This is a genomic window from Acinetobacter sp. C13 (genome assembly GCF_016809775.1).
In the GTDB taxonomy this organism is placed as follows: domain Bacteria; phylum Pseudomonadota; class Gammaproteobacteria; order Pseudomonadales; family Moraxellaceae; genus Acinetobacter; species Acinetobacter pittii.
In genome coordinates this window covers 68,839-82,393 of sequence record NZ_JAFBJL010000005.1, presented here as the reverse complement: position 1 = coordinate 82,393, position 13,555 = coordinate 68,839, and the positions used below count along the sequence as shown (strand labels likewise).

General features: G+C 39.7%; 12 protein-coding genes. 5 read left to right on the top strand and 7 right to left on the bottom strand.

Translation table 11 applies throughout. The annotated features are described in order from the left end of the window. Nucleotides 1-58: 58 nt before the first annotated feature. Together trhA and JGE69_RS14365 are read left to right on the top strand one after the other, a co-directional pair. Nucleotides 59-700, top strand: coding sequence for a PAQR family membrane homeostasis protein TrhA (gene trhA / locus JGE69_RS14370; RefSeq protein WP_199113865.1), 642 nt, complete (start codon nucleotides 59-61; stop codon nucleotides 698-700). Between the two features lie 132 nt (nucleotides 701-832). Further along, nucleotides 833-2,143 (top strand): MFS transporter, encoded by a 1,311-nt coding sequence (locus tag JGE69_RS14365; RefSeq protein ID WP_002116183.1) that lies wholly within the window; start codon nucleotides 833-835, stop codon nucleotides 2,141-2,143. Between the two features lie 67 nt (nucleotides 2,144-2,210). Here the strand turns inward: JGE69_RS14365 and JGE69_RS14360 are convergent, their stop codons facing one another. Further along, complete coding sequence (locus tag JGE69_RS14360) at nucleotides 2,211-2,654, bottom strand: hypothetical protein (protein WP_033850706.1); 444 nt, start codon at nucleotides 2,652-2,654, stop codon at nucleotides 2,211-2,213. Nucleotides 2,655-2,785: 131 nt separating this feature from the next. Further along, nucleotides 2,786-5,506 carry a preprotein translocase subunit SecA gene (secA, locus tag JGE69_RS14355; RefSeq protein WP_068564965.1) on the bottom strand — a complete coding sequence of 907 codons (2,721 nt, stop codon included), beginning with the start codon at nucleotides 5,504-5,506 and terminating at the stop codon, nucleotides 2,786-2,788. A 406-nt stretch (nucleotides 5,507-5,912) separates the two neighbouring features. On the opposite strand from secA, the gene JGE69_RS14350 reads away from it, so the two are divergent. From JGE69_RS14350 to JGE69_RS14340, 3 genes are all read left to right on the top strand, one after another. Continuing rightward, complete coding sequence (locus JGE69_RS14350) at nucleotides 5,913-6,563, top strand: peroxiredoxin (protein WP_005050084.1); 651 nt, start codon at nucleotides 5,913-5,915, stop codon at nucleotides 6,561-6,563. A 215-nt stretch (nucleotides 6,564-6,778) separates the two neighbouring features. Next, nucleotides 6,779-7,591 (top strand): MBL fold metallo-hydrolase, encoded by an 813-nt coding sequence (locus JGE69_RS14345; RefSeq protein WP_199113989.1) that lies wholly within the window; start codon nucleotides 6,779-6,781, stop codon nucleotides 7,589-7,591. Continuing rightward, complete coding sequence (locus JGE69_RS14340) at nucleotides 7,588-8,166, top strand: dual specificity protein phosphatase family protein (RefSeq protein ID WP_197738968.1); 579 nt, start codon at nucleotides 7,588-7,590, stop codon at nucleotides 8,164-8,166. The genes JGE69_RS14345 and JGE69_RS14340 overlap by 4 nt, the downstream gene beginning before the upstream one ends. A 29-nt stretch (nucleotides 8,167-8,195) precedes the next feature. Here the strand turns inward: JGE69_RS14340 and JGE69_RS14335 are convergent, their stop codons facing one another. The 5 genes from JGE69_RS14335 to JGE69_RS14315 form a co-directional block, all read right to left on the bottom strand. Beyond that, the gene (locus tag JGE69_RS14335) at nucleotides 8,196-9,254 is read right to left on the bottom strand and encodes an SPOR domain-containing protein (RefSeq protein WP_130119485.1); all 1,059 of its coding nucleotides are present in this window, start codon (nucleotides 9,252-9,254) and stop codon (nucleotides 8,196-8,198) included. Further along, nucleotides 9,245-10,531 (bottom strand): bifunctional tetrahydrofolate synthase/dihydrofolate synthase, encoded by a 1,287-nt coding sequence (gene folC, locus JGE69_RS14330; protein ID WP_199113863.1) that lies wholly within the window; start codon nucleotides 10,529-10,531, stop codon nucleotides 9,245-9,247. Before folC ends, JGE69_RS14335 begins: the two co-directional genes overlap by 10 nt. Further along, nucleotides 10,528-11,424 (bottom strand): acetyl-CoA carboxylase, carboxyltransferase subunit beta, encoded by an 897-nt coding sequence (gene accD, locus JGE69_RS14325; RefSeq protein ID WP_005804699.1) that lies wholly within the window; start codon nucleotides 11,422-11,424, stop codon nucleotides 10,528-10,530. The genes folC and accD overlap by 4 nt, the downstream gene beginning before the upstream one ends. Beyond that, the gene (gene trpA, locus JGE69_RS14320) at nucleotides 11,421-12,224 is read right to left on the bottom strand and encodes a tryptophan synthase subunit alpha (RefSeq protein ID WP_063099583.1); all 804 of its coding nucleotides are present in this window, start codon (nucleotides 12,222-12,224) and stop codon (nucleotides 11,421-11,423) included. The genes accD and trpA overlap by 4 nt, the downstream gene beginning before the upstream one ends. 246 nt (nucleotides 12,225-12,470) lie before the next feature. Next, entirely contained in the window at nucleotides 12,471-13,520 is a 1,050-nt protein-coding gene (locus JGE69_RS14315) for an AraC family transcriptional regulator (RefSeq protein ID WP_017482184.1), read from the bottom strand. Nucleotides 13,521-13,555 lie beyond the last annotated feature (35 nt).

Below are 13,555 nucleotides of genomic sequence, written 5' to 3'. Positions count from 1 at the left end.
CTTTACGACTGTTTTGTATTTCTATACATTTGTATTTTTAATCAAAAAAATTAAAGTTATGAGTAAATCTGTGTTGGAAACTTACGATCCAAAAGAAGAACTATTTAATGCCTATAGTCATGGTGCTGGTGTTGTTATGGCAGTTGTAGCTTCTATCTTTTTAATTATAAAGGGATCTTATCTTTCAACTGCTCAGTGGGTGGGCTTATGGGTATATTCATTTAGCCTAATTTTAGTTTTTACCAGTTCTACACTCTATCATTTTGCTCAAACACAAAACCTACGCTACTGGTATAAAAAACTCGACCACACTGCTATTTATTATTTAATTGCTGGAACATATACCCCGTTCTTAAGCATTGCTATACCTACGCAAAAAGCTCATATTTTACTTATTGCTCTCTGGAGCATTGCTGCAATTGGTACACTTTTCAAGTTAGTTTTTATTCATCGTTTTCAGAAAATTTCGATACTTGCTTATGTTCTTATGGGTTGGCTTGCTGTTTTTGTTATGGATGATATGCGCACCTATCTGAGTAAAGACGCGTTGATTTTGTTAATTATTGGCGGATTAGCTTATACGGTTGGAGCATTGTTTTACGCGTTAAAAAAGGTAAGATATACCCATGCGATCTGGCATATTTTTGTGCTTTTAGGTGCAGGGGCACATTTTCTTGCAATCTATTGGTACGTAGTTTAGTCCATTTTTCACTCATATTCAGTGATCCTGAAAGAGTCATGGATGATGTTCTTTCACGCTATTCTTTGAGAAAAATACGTCTTTAAAAAGAATAGTCATTAAAAATAAATTTTAACGGATATAAGGACTTATATGGAGTCAACTTCTGCGACTGCTGCTCCTGTAGTAGCCACTAATTCAAAAACACGAGTTTTGTTTGCAAGCTTAGTCGGTACAACTATTGAGTTCTTCGACTTTTATATCTATGCAACAGCCGCCGTGATTATCTTTCCTCATCTATTTTTCCCTGCTAGTAGTGGCAGTGCCGCAGTCTTACAATCTCTGGCAACCTTTGCAATTGCCTTTATTGCTCGTCCTATCGGTGCCGCATTATTTGGCCATCTAGGAGATCGTATCGGCCGTAAAGCAACTTTAGTTGCGGCTTTACTGACCATGGGTATTTCAACCGTATGTATTGGTTTACTTCCAACCTATGCCCAAATCGGGATTGTCGCACCATTACTATTAGCTGTTTGTCGTTTAGGACAAGGCTTAGGCCTAGGCGGTGAATGGAGCGGTGCAGTATTATTAGCGACTGAAAATGCCCCAGAAGGAAAAAGAGCATGGTACGGCATGTTTCCGCAGCTAGGTGCCCCAATTGGCTTTATTTTGGCAACAGGTTCATTCTTACTATTAAGCGCAGTTATTCCTGAGCAAGCATTCATGCAATGGGGTTGGCGTATTCCATTCATTGCCAGTGCTGTATTAGTTATTGTTGGCTTATATATTCGTTTAAAACTTCATGAAACTCCAGCTTTCCAGAAAGTCTTAGATAAGCAAAAAGAAGTTAATATTCCATTTAAAGAAGTTTTAACCAAACATACCGGTAAGCTTATTCTTGGTACAGTTGCAGCAATCTGTACCTTTGTTGTGTTCTATCTTACTACCGTATTTGCCTTAAACTGGGGAACCACTAAACTGGGTTATGCGCGTGGTGAATTCTTAGAACTTCAACTCTTTGCCACACTTTGCTTCGCCGCATTCATTCCTTTATCGGCTATTTTTGCAGAAAAATTTGGTCGTAAAACAACTTCTATTGGCGTTTGTATTGCTGCTGCGATTTTCGGCTTGTTCTTCTCTAGTATGTTAGAGTCTGGAAATACCTTAATCGTATTCCTTTTCTTATGTACTGGCTTGGCAATTATGGGCTTAACCTATGGTCCGATTGGTACAGTTCTTTCTGAACTTTTCCCAACCTCGGTTCGTTATACAGGTTCAGCATTAACTTTTAACTTGGCTGGTATTTTTGGTGCATCTTTTGCCCCATTGATTGCGACTAAACTTGCTGAAACTTATGGTTTATATGCAGTTGGTTATTATCTTACTGCTGCATCACTTTTATCATTAGTTGCGTTCTTACTTATTCGTGAAACAAAAAATGATGATGTAAATAATCAGATTTAAAGTTTTAAAGACACCCCCATAAAAAAGCCAGTTCAATTTGAACTGGCTTTTTTTATACGTAAATGAATTAATTCATTGATGCAGGATTTGCTGGAGCAACACTATTTGTTGCAGCTGACGTTGTCACATTGCTTGCTGCAACTGCCGCTGGTCCTGCTACAGCTGCTTCACCGATTAAAGCAACTTTTGCTTTTTCTTGGCTTTTTGCAGAGAGAGCTGGGTTACTTGCCACAATACGATTAATATTTGCTGAGTTTGCTGGAGCAATCGCAGTAGTTTGTAAAATAATTGGGCGATTACCTGTGTTACCCAACGTATAGCGAATACCTGTACGTGGACTAATCACTGTAGTATTTTCTTGCTTCACTACAGCTTGAGCCGAAGTTGGTCCTTTTGCTGCAAGTACTTTGTCAACCGTTGTCGTTTGAGGGGCTGAAGCTGCTTCTGCTGCAAAAACAAAACTTGGTACAGCAAGAACAGTTAAAAATAAAGGTTGTAATACTTTTTTCATTGTCTTTCCAACATACACTCTGGATGAGAAGTAAATAGCATTTAATGCTTAAAACTGCAAACATTATTCACAGGCTTACTACAAACATAAAAAAAGCAGAACAATTGTTCTGCTTTTTTTGTGAAGGCAGATTAGATCTTACCGTGACATTGCTTATATTTTAGTCCTGAACCACATGGGCATGGTGCATTACGGCTTTCTGGAACAGGGAAAGCTTGCTGTTCAGCAGACTCGTTCATGGTTTCTTGAGAAAGTGTAACTTCACCAGTTAAACCATCTACATCATCATGTTCAAAAGAAAGCTTCATTGATTCAGCTTGCTGCTGCTGTTGAGCTTCCATTTCTGCAAGTTCTTCTGGTGTTGGGATATGTACACGAGACAAATCAGTCACAACATCAGTTTTAATAATACCCAACATGTTTACGAACAGGTTGAAAGCTTCTTTCTTATATTCCTGTTCAGGGTTCTTTTGCGCATAGCCACGTAAGTGAATACCTTGGCGCAAATAATCCATTGCAGCCAAGTGATCTTTCCAATGGCGATCAAGAGAGTTTAAAACGAAATGGCGCTCAAGCATTGCTGCTGATTCATCACCCATTTGAGCGCGGCGCTGACGATAACGTTCAATTACTTCATCACTAATACGCTCAACCAAACCCTCTTCATCTAAACGACGATCTTGGTCTAACCATTCTTGAATTGGCAGCTCAATACCTAAATCAATACGTAAAGCATTTTCTAAACCTTCCACATCCCACTGATCATGAATTGACTCTGGTGGAATAAAGTTAGCAATCATGCCTTGCATCACTTCACGATGCATTTCTTCAACGTAGTCTTTTAAGGTGTTTTCAGCTAATACTTCATCACGTTGAGAATAAATGATCTTACGCTGTTCATTATTCACGTCATCGTATTTCAATAAGTTTTTACGAATATCAAAGTTACGTGCTTCAACTTTACGCTGAGCATTCTCAATCGAACGGCTCACCATTTTATGTTCAATCGCTTCGTCTTCTTTCAAACCCATCGCGCGCATCATACCAACGACACGGTCGCCTGCGAAAATACGCATCAGATCATCTTCAAGAGATAAATAGAAACGAGAAACACCAGGGTCACCCTGACGACCGGCACGACCACGTAACTGGTTGTCAATACGACGTGATTCATGGCGTTCAGAACCAATGATATGCAAACCACCTGCTTGCAATACATCTTCGTGGTCTTGTTCCCATTGTGCTTTTAGACGTGCTTCATCTTCTGCAGTTGGGTTTTCAAGTTTGGCAAGCTTAGCTTTCCAGTTACCACCCAAGATAATATCCGTACCACGACCAGCCATGTTAGTTGCAATCGTTACTGCATTCGGGCTACCCGCTTGAGCAATAATGTCAGCTTCACGCTCATGTTGTTTTGCGTTCAAAACTTCATGATGAATACCAGCTTGCATTAACTTAGAAGATAAAATTTCGCTGGCTTCGATGGTTGCTGTACCAATCAGAATAGGAGCAACACCCTGCTGACGAATATTCATAATTTCTTGAATAATCGCGTTATATTTGCCGTTACGGTTTAAATAAATTAAATCGTTTTGGTCGTTACGAATCATTGGACGGTGAGTTGGAATAATCACAACATCAAGACCGTAAATTTCTTTCATTTCCGCAGCTTCGGTATCAGCAGTACCTGTCATACCTGAAAGCTTTTTATAGAGACGGAAATAGTTCTGGAATGTTGTTGTCGCTAAAGTTTGGTTTTCAGGCTGAATTTCTAAACCTTCTTTTGCTTCAACAGCTTGATGCAAACCTTCTGACCAACGACGACCCGGCATCGTACGACCCGTATGTTCATCGACAATAACCACTTCACCATCATGAATAATATAGTGAACATCACGTTGGAATAGGAAATGCGCACGAATAGCAGCAGATACATGGTGAACAAGGTTTAGGTTTGTTGCTGAATATAAGCTTTCGCCTTCGGCCAACAAGCCCATTTGGATAAGTTCTTGTTCAACAGTTTCATAACCAACTTCGGTCATTTCAACTGAACGCTGCTTTTCATCAATCCAGAAGTGACCGCCATCTGATACTTTTTCTTCTTTTTGCGGATGCAATTTAGGTGGAATCGTATTGATTGCACTGTAGAGGTGTGAAGAGTCTTCACTTTGACCAGAAATAATTAATGGTGTACGTGCCTCATCAATTAAGATGGAGTCAACTTCATCGATAATGGCATAGTGCAAACCACGTTGTTTCTTTTCTGCTAAAGAAAACACCATGTTGTCACGTAAGTAGTCAAAACCGAATTCGTTATTGGTACCGTAAGTAATATCTGCAAGATAAGCTTCCGCTTTTTCTGACGGACCTTGCATTGAATAAATCGTACCAATTGATAGACCCAAAAACTCAAATAATGGGCGGTTCAATTCGGCATCACGCTGTGCCAAATAATCGTTCACAGTAATGACATGTACACCCTGACCACTCAAAGCGTTTAAATAACACGCCAGAGTACCCATAAGGGTTTTACCTTCACCAGTACGCATCTCGGCGATCTTACCTTCATGTAAGGTAATACCGCCAATTAACTGAACGTCATAATGACGCATACCCATTACACGTTTAGCAGCTTCACGACAAACTGCAAACGCTTCTGGAAGTAATTTATCTAAACTTTCGCCATTATTATAACGTTGTTTGAATTCTGGAGTTTTTGCAGATAAGTCTGCATCGCTTAAAGCTGATATCGTCGGCTCGAGCGCATTGATTTGCTCAACAATTTTGCGCATGCGTTTGAGTTCACGCTCATTTTTTGTACCGAAGATACCTCCGATCAGACTTGCCAACATGGATAAACTCTCTAAATCTTGCTTGGTCAAATGAATAAACTTTTTCTCAGTCGTTTATTATGGTGTCAGAAATTTGAAGTACAAGGGGTTTGCACAAAACCCCTAAAAAAAATCTGATAGTTAGACGAATGGTTTTTCATTCATCTAATCTCCCCTTAATGTGCCGAGCACCAAAAACACACCATTAACGCTCATCGATTAAGCATAACTTCCGAGAAATCTAATTTAGCAAATTTACCTTAAAGTTACATTGATTAAGCACTTAAAATAATGAGTTTTAGTCATATATATTTACACTTATATAAAAAGTTCATAATAAAATACAAAAACAATAATTTTAATCATAAAGTAAATGCTGCATATTCATTCAATCGAATAACAAATTATGAGCAATTGAGGAAAGATAATGACACTACGATTAGGAGATACTGCTCCCGATTTTCAACAAGAATCGAGTGAAGGCACAATTAATTTTTATGATTTTTTAGGGGATAGTTGGGGAATCTTATTTTCACATCCAGCCGACTATACTCCCGTATGTACAACTGAATTAGGTTATACAGCAAAATTAAAAGATGAATTTACGAAGCGGAATGTTAAAGCGATTGCTTTGTCTGTAGACGATGTAGAGTCGCACAAGGGCTGGATCAACGATATTAATGAAACACAAAATACAACTGTAAACTTTCCAATCATTGCAGATAAAGATCGTAAAGTATCTGAGCTCTATGGCTTCATTCACCCTAATGCCAGTGAAACTCTAACAGTGCGCTCATTAGTGATTATTGATCCTAACAAAAAAGTTCGCTTAATCATTACCTACCCTGCTTCGACGGGCCGAAATTTTAACGAAGTCTTACGTGTTGTGGATTCATTACAATTAACAGACAAGCATAAAGTCGCTACACCAGCGAACTGGCAGCAAGGTGAAGATGTCGTTATTGTGCCATCACTTAAAGATGAAGAAGAAATTAAACAACGTTTCCCTAAAGGTTATACGGCTGTTAAACCTTATTTACGCCTCACGCCACAGCCTGAAAGCAATAAAACCGACTAAAGGTTTTATTGCTTGCAAGACAAACGCAGTGCGTAGGCAAATATCTGAAAAATTCCCTACAAGACAAGCAAAGCGCGTAGGCACACTTAGATTAAATATCACACCCGAAAAAGTCATCCGTAGTGATGGCTTTTTTATTTATGTATTGAATACTCATGGTTTTTATTGTTCAGATCAGTTATAACTCGAAACGATTCGGTAAAAAAATAAAAATCATGATCTATAAAATTCATCATTTAAAGTGTGGCAGCATGTGCCCAGTTTGTGCACCCTTATTTGGACAAAAAGGCTTCCGAGCTGAAGTAATCTGTCATTGTCTTTTAGTTGAAACTGATCGAGGCTTAGTGCTTATCGATACTGGCTTTGGCTTGCAAGATTACTTACATATGAAGCAGCGCCTAGGCTCATTAGTTAAACGCTTAGGCAATATTGAGCATAATCTTGAATTTAGTGCGATCCAACAAATTCAAAAGCTAGGATTTAATCCGAAGGATGTACAGCACATCTTTGTCACTCATCTTGATTTTGATCATGCTGGTGGTATCTCAGATTTTCCACATGCCACTGTGCATGTTTTAGCTGCAGAATATAACGCAGCCCAACTTCCAAATTTTAAGGGCAAACTTCGTTATAGAACCAATCAATATAAAGATCATCGCTACTGGAACTTTATTGAATATCAAAAAGGTGAAGCATGGTTTAACCTCGAAAAAGTAAAAGGATTTCCACTGTTTCAAGATGAAATTTTAATGGTACCACTGTTGGGGCATTCAGCTGGACATTGCGGTATTGCAATAAAGCAACAAAATCAATGGTTATTATTTTGTGGAGATGCCTACTACTCACACCTAGAGTTAAACCCTAAAAATAAATTAAGATCACTTGGTCTGTTGGAAAAAACATTTGCAGAAGACAATCAAAAACGTCTTTTTAATCTCAAGCGTTTACAGCATTTAGCTCAACATGAACCAATGATTGAAATAATTTGTGCTCACGACCCTGATGAGCTGAAACGGTATCAAACATGAAAAAATTATCGCTCCTTACACTTGTCATCTGTATAAGTTTACAAGGGTGTATGCAGCACGAAAGTATCGCCCATGAGCATCGACCACAAGATTGGGGAAGCTTAGTTTCTCAGACTCATAACTTTTATCAAATTAGTAATGATGTTTATCGCAGTGAACAGCCTGATGCTGCAATGATTTCTGAATTAAAGAATCATCAAATTGGAACGATCATTAATTTAAGAGCCAAAGACGCAGATACTTTAGTTTTTAAAAATGAAAATTTTAATCTTGTGCATATTCCTATCAACACTTGGGCAATTGACCGACAAGATCTCTTAGAAGTCATGCAACAAATCAAAATTGCCAAGCAGAATGACCAGCGCGTTTTATTACACTGCTACCATGGTTCAGACCGTACCGGCGCCAGCGTTGCCATGTATCGCATTATTTTTGAAAATTGGGCAATTGACGATGCGGTTAAGGAAATGAAACAAGGTGGTTACGGTTATCATATTATCTGGAAGAACATTGACCGTTTATTTACACCTGAAAATGTAAAATGGATTCAACAGCAACTGTCGAATCCATCTTAGTAACATTTTGAGTGGAATTTTTAATCTGGTTAACGTTGGTCTAACGGTACCCAGTCAATCACCCACGCTGATTTCATGTTTAAACTTGAATCAGAAGTAATTTTCTTACGAGCAGCATCTGCTGTATCACGGTCTTTTGCAGGTCCAACCATAATACGAATCCCCTTACTGGTTGGGCTTGTAGTGACCTTATAGCCTTTAGCTCGTAATTTAGAAACAACTGCATCTGCATTTGCTTGGTTAGCAGCCAAAGCGACTTGAACCATCCACTTTTTATCGCCATTTTCAAGCAGCTCACGCGCTTTTTCAGCTTCAGCTTTTTTCTCAGCTTCAGCTTTTCGTTTAGCATCAGAGGCTTTTTTATCAGCTTCTGCTTGTCGTTTGGCTTCAGCAGCTTTCTTGTCTGCTTCTGCTTGGCGTTTTGCTTCTGCAGCCTTTTTATCTGCTTCTGCCTGTCGTTTAGCTTCAGCAGCTTTCTTGTCTGCTTCCGCTTGACGTTTTGCTTCAGTTGCTTTTTTGTCTGCTTCTGCTTGACGCTTAGCATCAGCCGCTTTCTTGTCTGCTTCCGCTTGGCGTTTTGCTTCAGCAGCTTTCTTGTCTGCATCTATTTTTGAAGTATCAGTTGTTTTATTCACCGTATTAGCTTGCTGGTTTTTAGCTTTCGCCTCACCCACTAACTCCGGTGGAATATTATCTGAACTTTCTTGAGCCGCTGTACGGCGCGCATTAATCGCAGCGTACTCTGCTGCAGCTTTACGAGCAGCGTCAGCTTCAGCTTGCTGCTGCATTGCTAAGAACTCAGCTGCACGTGCTTCTTGTTCAGCAACGGCCTTTTCACGCGCACGACGCTGTTCTTCTAGCAAACGTTTTTCAGTTTCAACATCAACCGCAAGAGGTTGTAGTTGTACCATTTGCCCTTCAGTTGTCTGTTTTGGTTTAGTTTGAGTTTTTGGCGATGTGGATGCGGATGGTTGAGCTTCAACCTGTTTTATTTCCTCATTTCCTTTTAGAAGTAATGCTGCCAATAAAACACCACCTCCTAGTAAAACAACGCCACCCATCCAGCGTTGTTTGTTATTCATTGACATTCTTCCAAATACTCCCAAATCGCTTCTAAAGTATGAAACGAACCACAGGCCAAAATCAGCTGATTGTTATTTGTTTGCTCAAGCGCTGATTTAAAAGCCTCTTTGATATTGCCATATTGTTGTACTGTCTGGCCTTGCAAGGCATCATTGAGTTGCTGAATCGGTGCAGCACGCGGCACATTCAATTCAGCAATTTTCCAATGTAAAACAGTAGGTTTCAATAAATCGGCTACTGATTTTATATCTTTATCTGCCAGCATTGAAAATACTGCGACAACTTCTGTGTACTGTTTATTGTATTCTAAGAAATTTCGCAATTGCTTTAACAAAAATTCAACACCATGAGGATTGTGTCCGGCATCAAAAATGACCGTCTTCCCATCCACTTGACGCTGTTCAAAACGTCCAGCTAAGCGAGCAGATTGGATACCTTTTTCTAATGCTGACTGAGAAATCTCAAGTCCGCTATTTAAAATGGCCGCAACTGCTCCTGCAATATTTTCAATCGCTAATGTACCTAAAGGAAGTTTTAAAGTGGTTCCTTCCGAAGCAAAGTACCAGTTTTGTCCATCTTCTGCGAGCTTATAAAAATAATCACGATTAACGGTATATAAGTCTGCTTGTGAACTTTGTGCTTTATCTTGAATTGCTTGCGGTAATTGTTGCTCACCCGCAAAGATAACCGGAATATGTGGACGAATAATGCCTGCTTTTTCAAAAGCAATTTTTTCGATGGTATCGCCTAGCCAATCTGTGTGATCTAGGCCAATATTAGTAATCACTGCAATGTCGGGATCAATCACATTGACGACATCTAAACGTCCGCCCAGACCAACTTCGAGCACCCATACATCACATTGTTGTTGTTTAAAAATAACAAAAGCAGCCAAAGTGGTTGCTTCAAAAAAAGATAAGCTTAAATCACAATCGCGACGAGCCTGATCGACTTGAACAAAAGCATCAATCAGACTTTGATCATCGACTTCAACTCCACCTAACTTAACTCGCTCATTAAAGCGATAGATATGCGGTGACTGATATAACCCAACTTTATAACCTTGTGCGTTTAATATCGCAGCCAGTGTGGTTGTGGTTGAGCCTTTACCATTCGTTCCGGCTACTGTAAAAACTTTAGCATGAGGCTGAGTTACACCCAGCTTTTCTGCAACAGGAATTACACGTTCCAGACCAAGATCTATCCCTGTAACGTGAACATGGCTCCAATAATTGAGCCATGTATCTAAAGAGTCTATTGAAAGTGGAGCTTGTTGGTTCAAGGTAAGTTCATCAATTTCGATACAAGTCGAGATACAGTATCACGTAAAGCGTGGCGATGAACAATCTGATCGATTACACCATGATCAAGCAAATATTCAGCACGTTGGAACGGTTCTTCAAGAGTTTCACGTACAGTCTGCTCAATTACACGTTTACCAGCAAAGCCAATCATTGCTTTAGGTTCAGCAATATGAATATCACCCAACATTGCTAAAGAAGCTGTTACACCACCATACACAGGATGTGTTAACACAACGATATATGGTAAGCCAGCATCTTTTAATTTTTGAATCGCAGCAGAAGTGCGCGCCATTTGCATAAGCGATAACATACCTTCTTGCATACGCGCGCCGCCAGAAGCTGCGAAACAGATTAATGGCTGACGTTTTGCAATTGCAAGCTCGGCAGCCTGTACAAAACGGTCACCTACAACGGTACCCATTGAGCCGCCCATAAAGTCGAACTCAAAAGCACATGCAATCATATCTACGCCATTTAAGTTACCTTGCATGGCAATTAATGCTTCCGTTTCACCAGTTTTGCTTTGCGCTTCACGCATACGATCTGGATACGGTTTAGAGTCAACAAACTTTAATGGATCTTTTGCAGTAAATTCTTGACCCAATTCAGTTACAACATTATCGAAGAACCAGTTCAAGCGGTCACGAGCTTTCATTCGTAAGTGTTCATCACATTGTGGACAAACATATGCGTTGAAAGAAATTGCTGTACGTGTCACTAGTGCATGACATTCAGGACATTCAATCGTTGGCTCAGTAAATGTTGCTTTGAGAATTTGTTGCTCATCTGCGACTTCAATACCTGGAACCGGACGTTTTGTCCATGGTGTCGAAGGGCTAAGAACTTTCCCTGGTTTCACTTCTTGATTCATACTAACTCATCGAGCGCTGCTCGAAGCTCCTTGACTTTACTCACCGTCTGTTCAACAGCGTCATCCGCTGCCAACGTTGCAAAATTTTTAACGAAAGCACTACCTACAATCACGGCATCAGCAACATTACCCATTGCTTTTGCTGAAGCGGCATCACTAATACCAAAACCAACACCCACTGGAATATCAGTGGCATTTTTGATTTTTTGAATACGTGCAGCAGCTTCTGCCGTATCAAGTGTTGCTGCTCCAGTTACACCCTTAAGTGAAACGTAGTAAATAAAACCACTTGCCTGATTAGTCACATGTTGAATGCGTTGATCTGTAGAAGTTGGCGCAAGCAAGAAAATTTGGTCCATATCATGTTGTTTCAACACAGCACCAAACTCTTTTGACTCTTCTGGTGGTAAATCCACAAGTAATAAGCCATCTACACCACATTGTTTCGCATGAGAAACAAACTTCTCGTAACCAATCACTTCAACCGGATTCAGATAACCCATTAGAACAACGGGTGTTTCCTGATCCTGCTCACGGAACTCTTTTACCATGTTGAGTGCATCCAACGTGTTAGTCCCTGCTGCAAGCGCACGTTCAGCTGCAAGCGCAATTACCGGACCATCAGCCATTGGATCTGAAAATGGTAAACCAAGCTCAATGACATCTACTCCTGCCGCAACCATTTTATGCAGTAACGGAACCGTTACTTGTGGCTGTGGATCACCCGCCATAACATAAGATACAAGCGCTTTACGTTGTTGGGACTTAAGCTTTTCAAAACGGGTGGCAAGACGTGACATAGGGTTGTGCTTTCCTTGAATTATTTAAAATTGAGGAGTTGTTTGTAGAAATACAAGAACATCGCATTTTAACGCTATTTTTTGTCCATTGAACAGGTCTAACGTTATGGCGATATTCGATTGTATGATTCATACAACCCATGGTGTACATTTATCAATATTTTGAAACTTTTCTCAATGATCAAAGCTTCCTATTTTCGAGCCATTATTAGATCGTCGACTGACCAAAAATTAACCGCATAAAGCTTATTTCTCAATATTTTTATTGGCGAGTTGTAATTCCTTTTTCCGCGTGAGTAAAGTTTGTCCTGTCAAATTTTTATGAGCCCGTGCAAGTGCCGACTGATCCGAATATCCCAACTGTTCAGCAATTGTGGTGAGGCTTTCATTTTGGTGAAGTAATATTTCACAGCGTTTCATGCGTTCAGTATCTAAAATTAATTTAAATGAAGTATTTAATGACTGTAATTGACGCTGCAAGCTTCGTACTGAAATATTCAACTCAATAGCAATATCCTCTATTTTAGGGGCTTGTTGCTTGTGTTTGAAATATTCATGGACGATCCAATGTATTTGCTGGGCTAAATCTGTATGTATTTTCCGCTGAGCCAATGCCTCTTCTGCTTGTTTCACTAAAAGTTGCATTAAGCTGGGGTCTGCATGTCGAGGGCGAACATTCAATCCCTCACTTGCAAAAGTTAATGCATAGTAAGGTTGCTCAAATGATAATTTACATTGAAAGAAACGCTGATAGTGAACTAATGGACCACGTGAACGGTGCACGAACTCAACATGTTGCAAGAGAAAATCATGAAAAGGAGCAATTTGTTTAGCAAGCTGCACCATAGCAGCTAAAGTCAGCTCACAAAGTATGATATTACTGGCATCAACTAACGGCCAATACAAACGAATGTTAGAAGCATCTTGTTCAACTTGCATAGGTACGACTTGCTCACCGTCAATCACGAGACGATGGAATTTCATGACATATTCAAGAACCTCTGCAAAGCTCCCACTTCGAGAAGCCATATATCCCAGTACACCAAAATTGGCAGGTGTAATACAAGTTGCCATTTCTAGGGCTAAATTAGAAACTTGTAGACGAGACTCTGTCAGCTCTAAAAGTTCAAGAAAAAAGTTTAAAGAAGATTGAGCATCAATAGATGAAGCTAAGATATTTTGAACTTGACGGGCCTGAACATCTGTAAGGTTTAATGCCTGCCAATCGATTCCTTTTTCTTTTAGATAAGTATTCCACAGATAAAAGTAGCCATTTGAAATCGTAAAATCCTGCATGGCTCATCCTTTTTTTAATGCCATCTTGTCGCAAA

Coding starts and splice junctions, on each gene's coding strand:
- trhA (WP_199113865.1), top strand. CDS start 59: ATGAGTAAATCTGTGTTGGAAACTTACGATCCAAAAGAAGAACTATTT.
- JGE69_RS14365 (WP_002116183.1), top strand. CDS start 833: ATGGAGTCAACTTCTGCGACTGCTGCTCCTGTAGTAGCCACTAATTCA.
- JGE69_RS14360 (WP_033850706.1), bottom strand. CDS start 2,654: ATGAAAAAAGTATTACAACCTTTATTTTTAACTGTTCTTGCTGTACCA.
- secA (WP_068564965.1), bottom strand. CDS start 5,506: ATGTTGGCAAGTCTGATCGGAGGTATCTTCGGTACAAAAAATGAGCGT.
- JGE69_RS14350 (WP_005050084.1), top strand. CDS start 5,913: ATGACACTACGATTAGGAGATACTGCTCCCGATTTTCAACAAGAATCG.
- JGE69_RS14345 (WP_199113989.1), top strand. CDS start 6,779: ATGATCTATAAAATTCATCATTTAAAGTGTGGCAGCATGTGCCCAGTT.
- JGE69_RS14340 (WP_197738968.1), top strand. CDS start 7,588: ATGAAAAAATTATCGCTCCTTACACTTGTCATCTGTATAAGTTTACAA.
- JGE69_RS14335 (WP_130119485.1), bottom strand. CDS start 9,254: ATGTCAATGAATAACAAACAACGCTGGATGGGTGGCGTTGTTTTACTA.
- accD (WP_005804699.1), bottom strand. CDS start 11,424: ATGAATCAAGAAGTGAAACCAGGGAAAGTTCTTAGCCCTTCGACACCA.
- trpA (WP_063099583.1), bottom strand. CDS start 12,224: ATGTCACGTCTTGCCACCCGTTTTGAAAAGCTTAAGTCCCAACAACGT.
- JGE69_RS14315 (WP_017482184.1), bottom strand. CDS start 13,520: ATGCAGGATTTTACGATTTCAAATGGCTACTTTTATCTGTGGAATACT.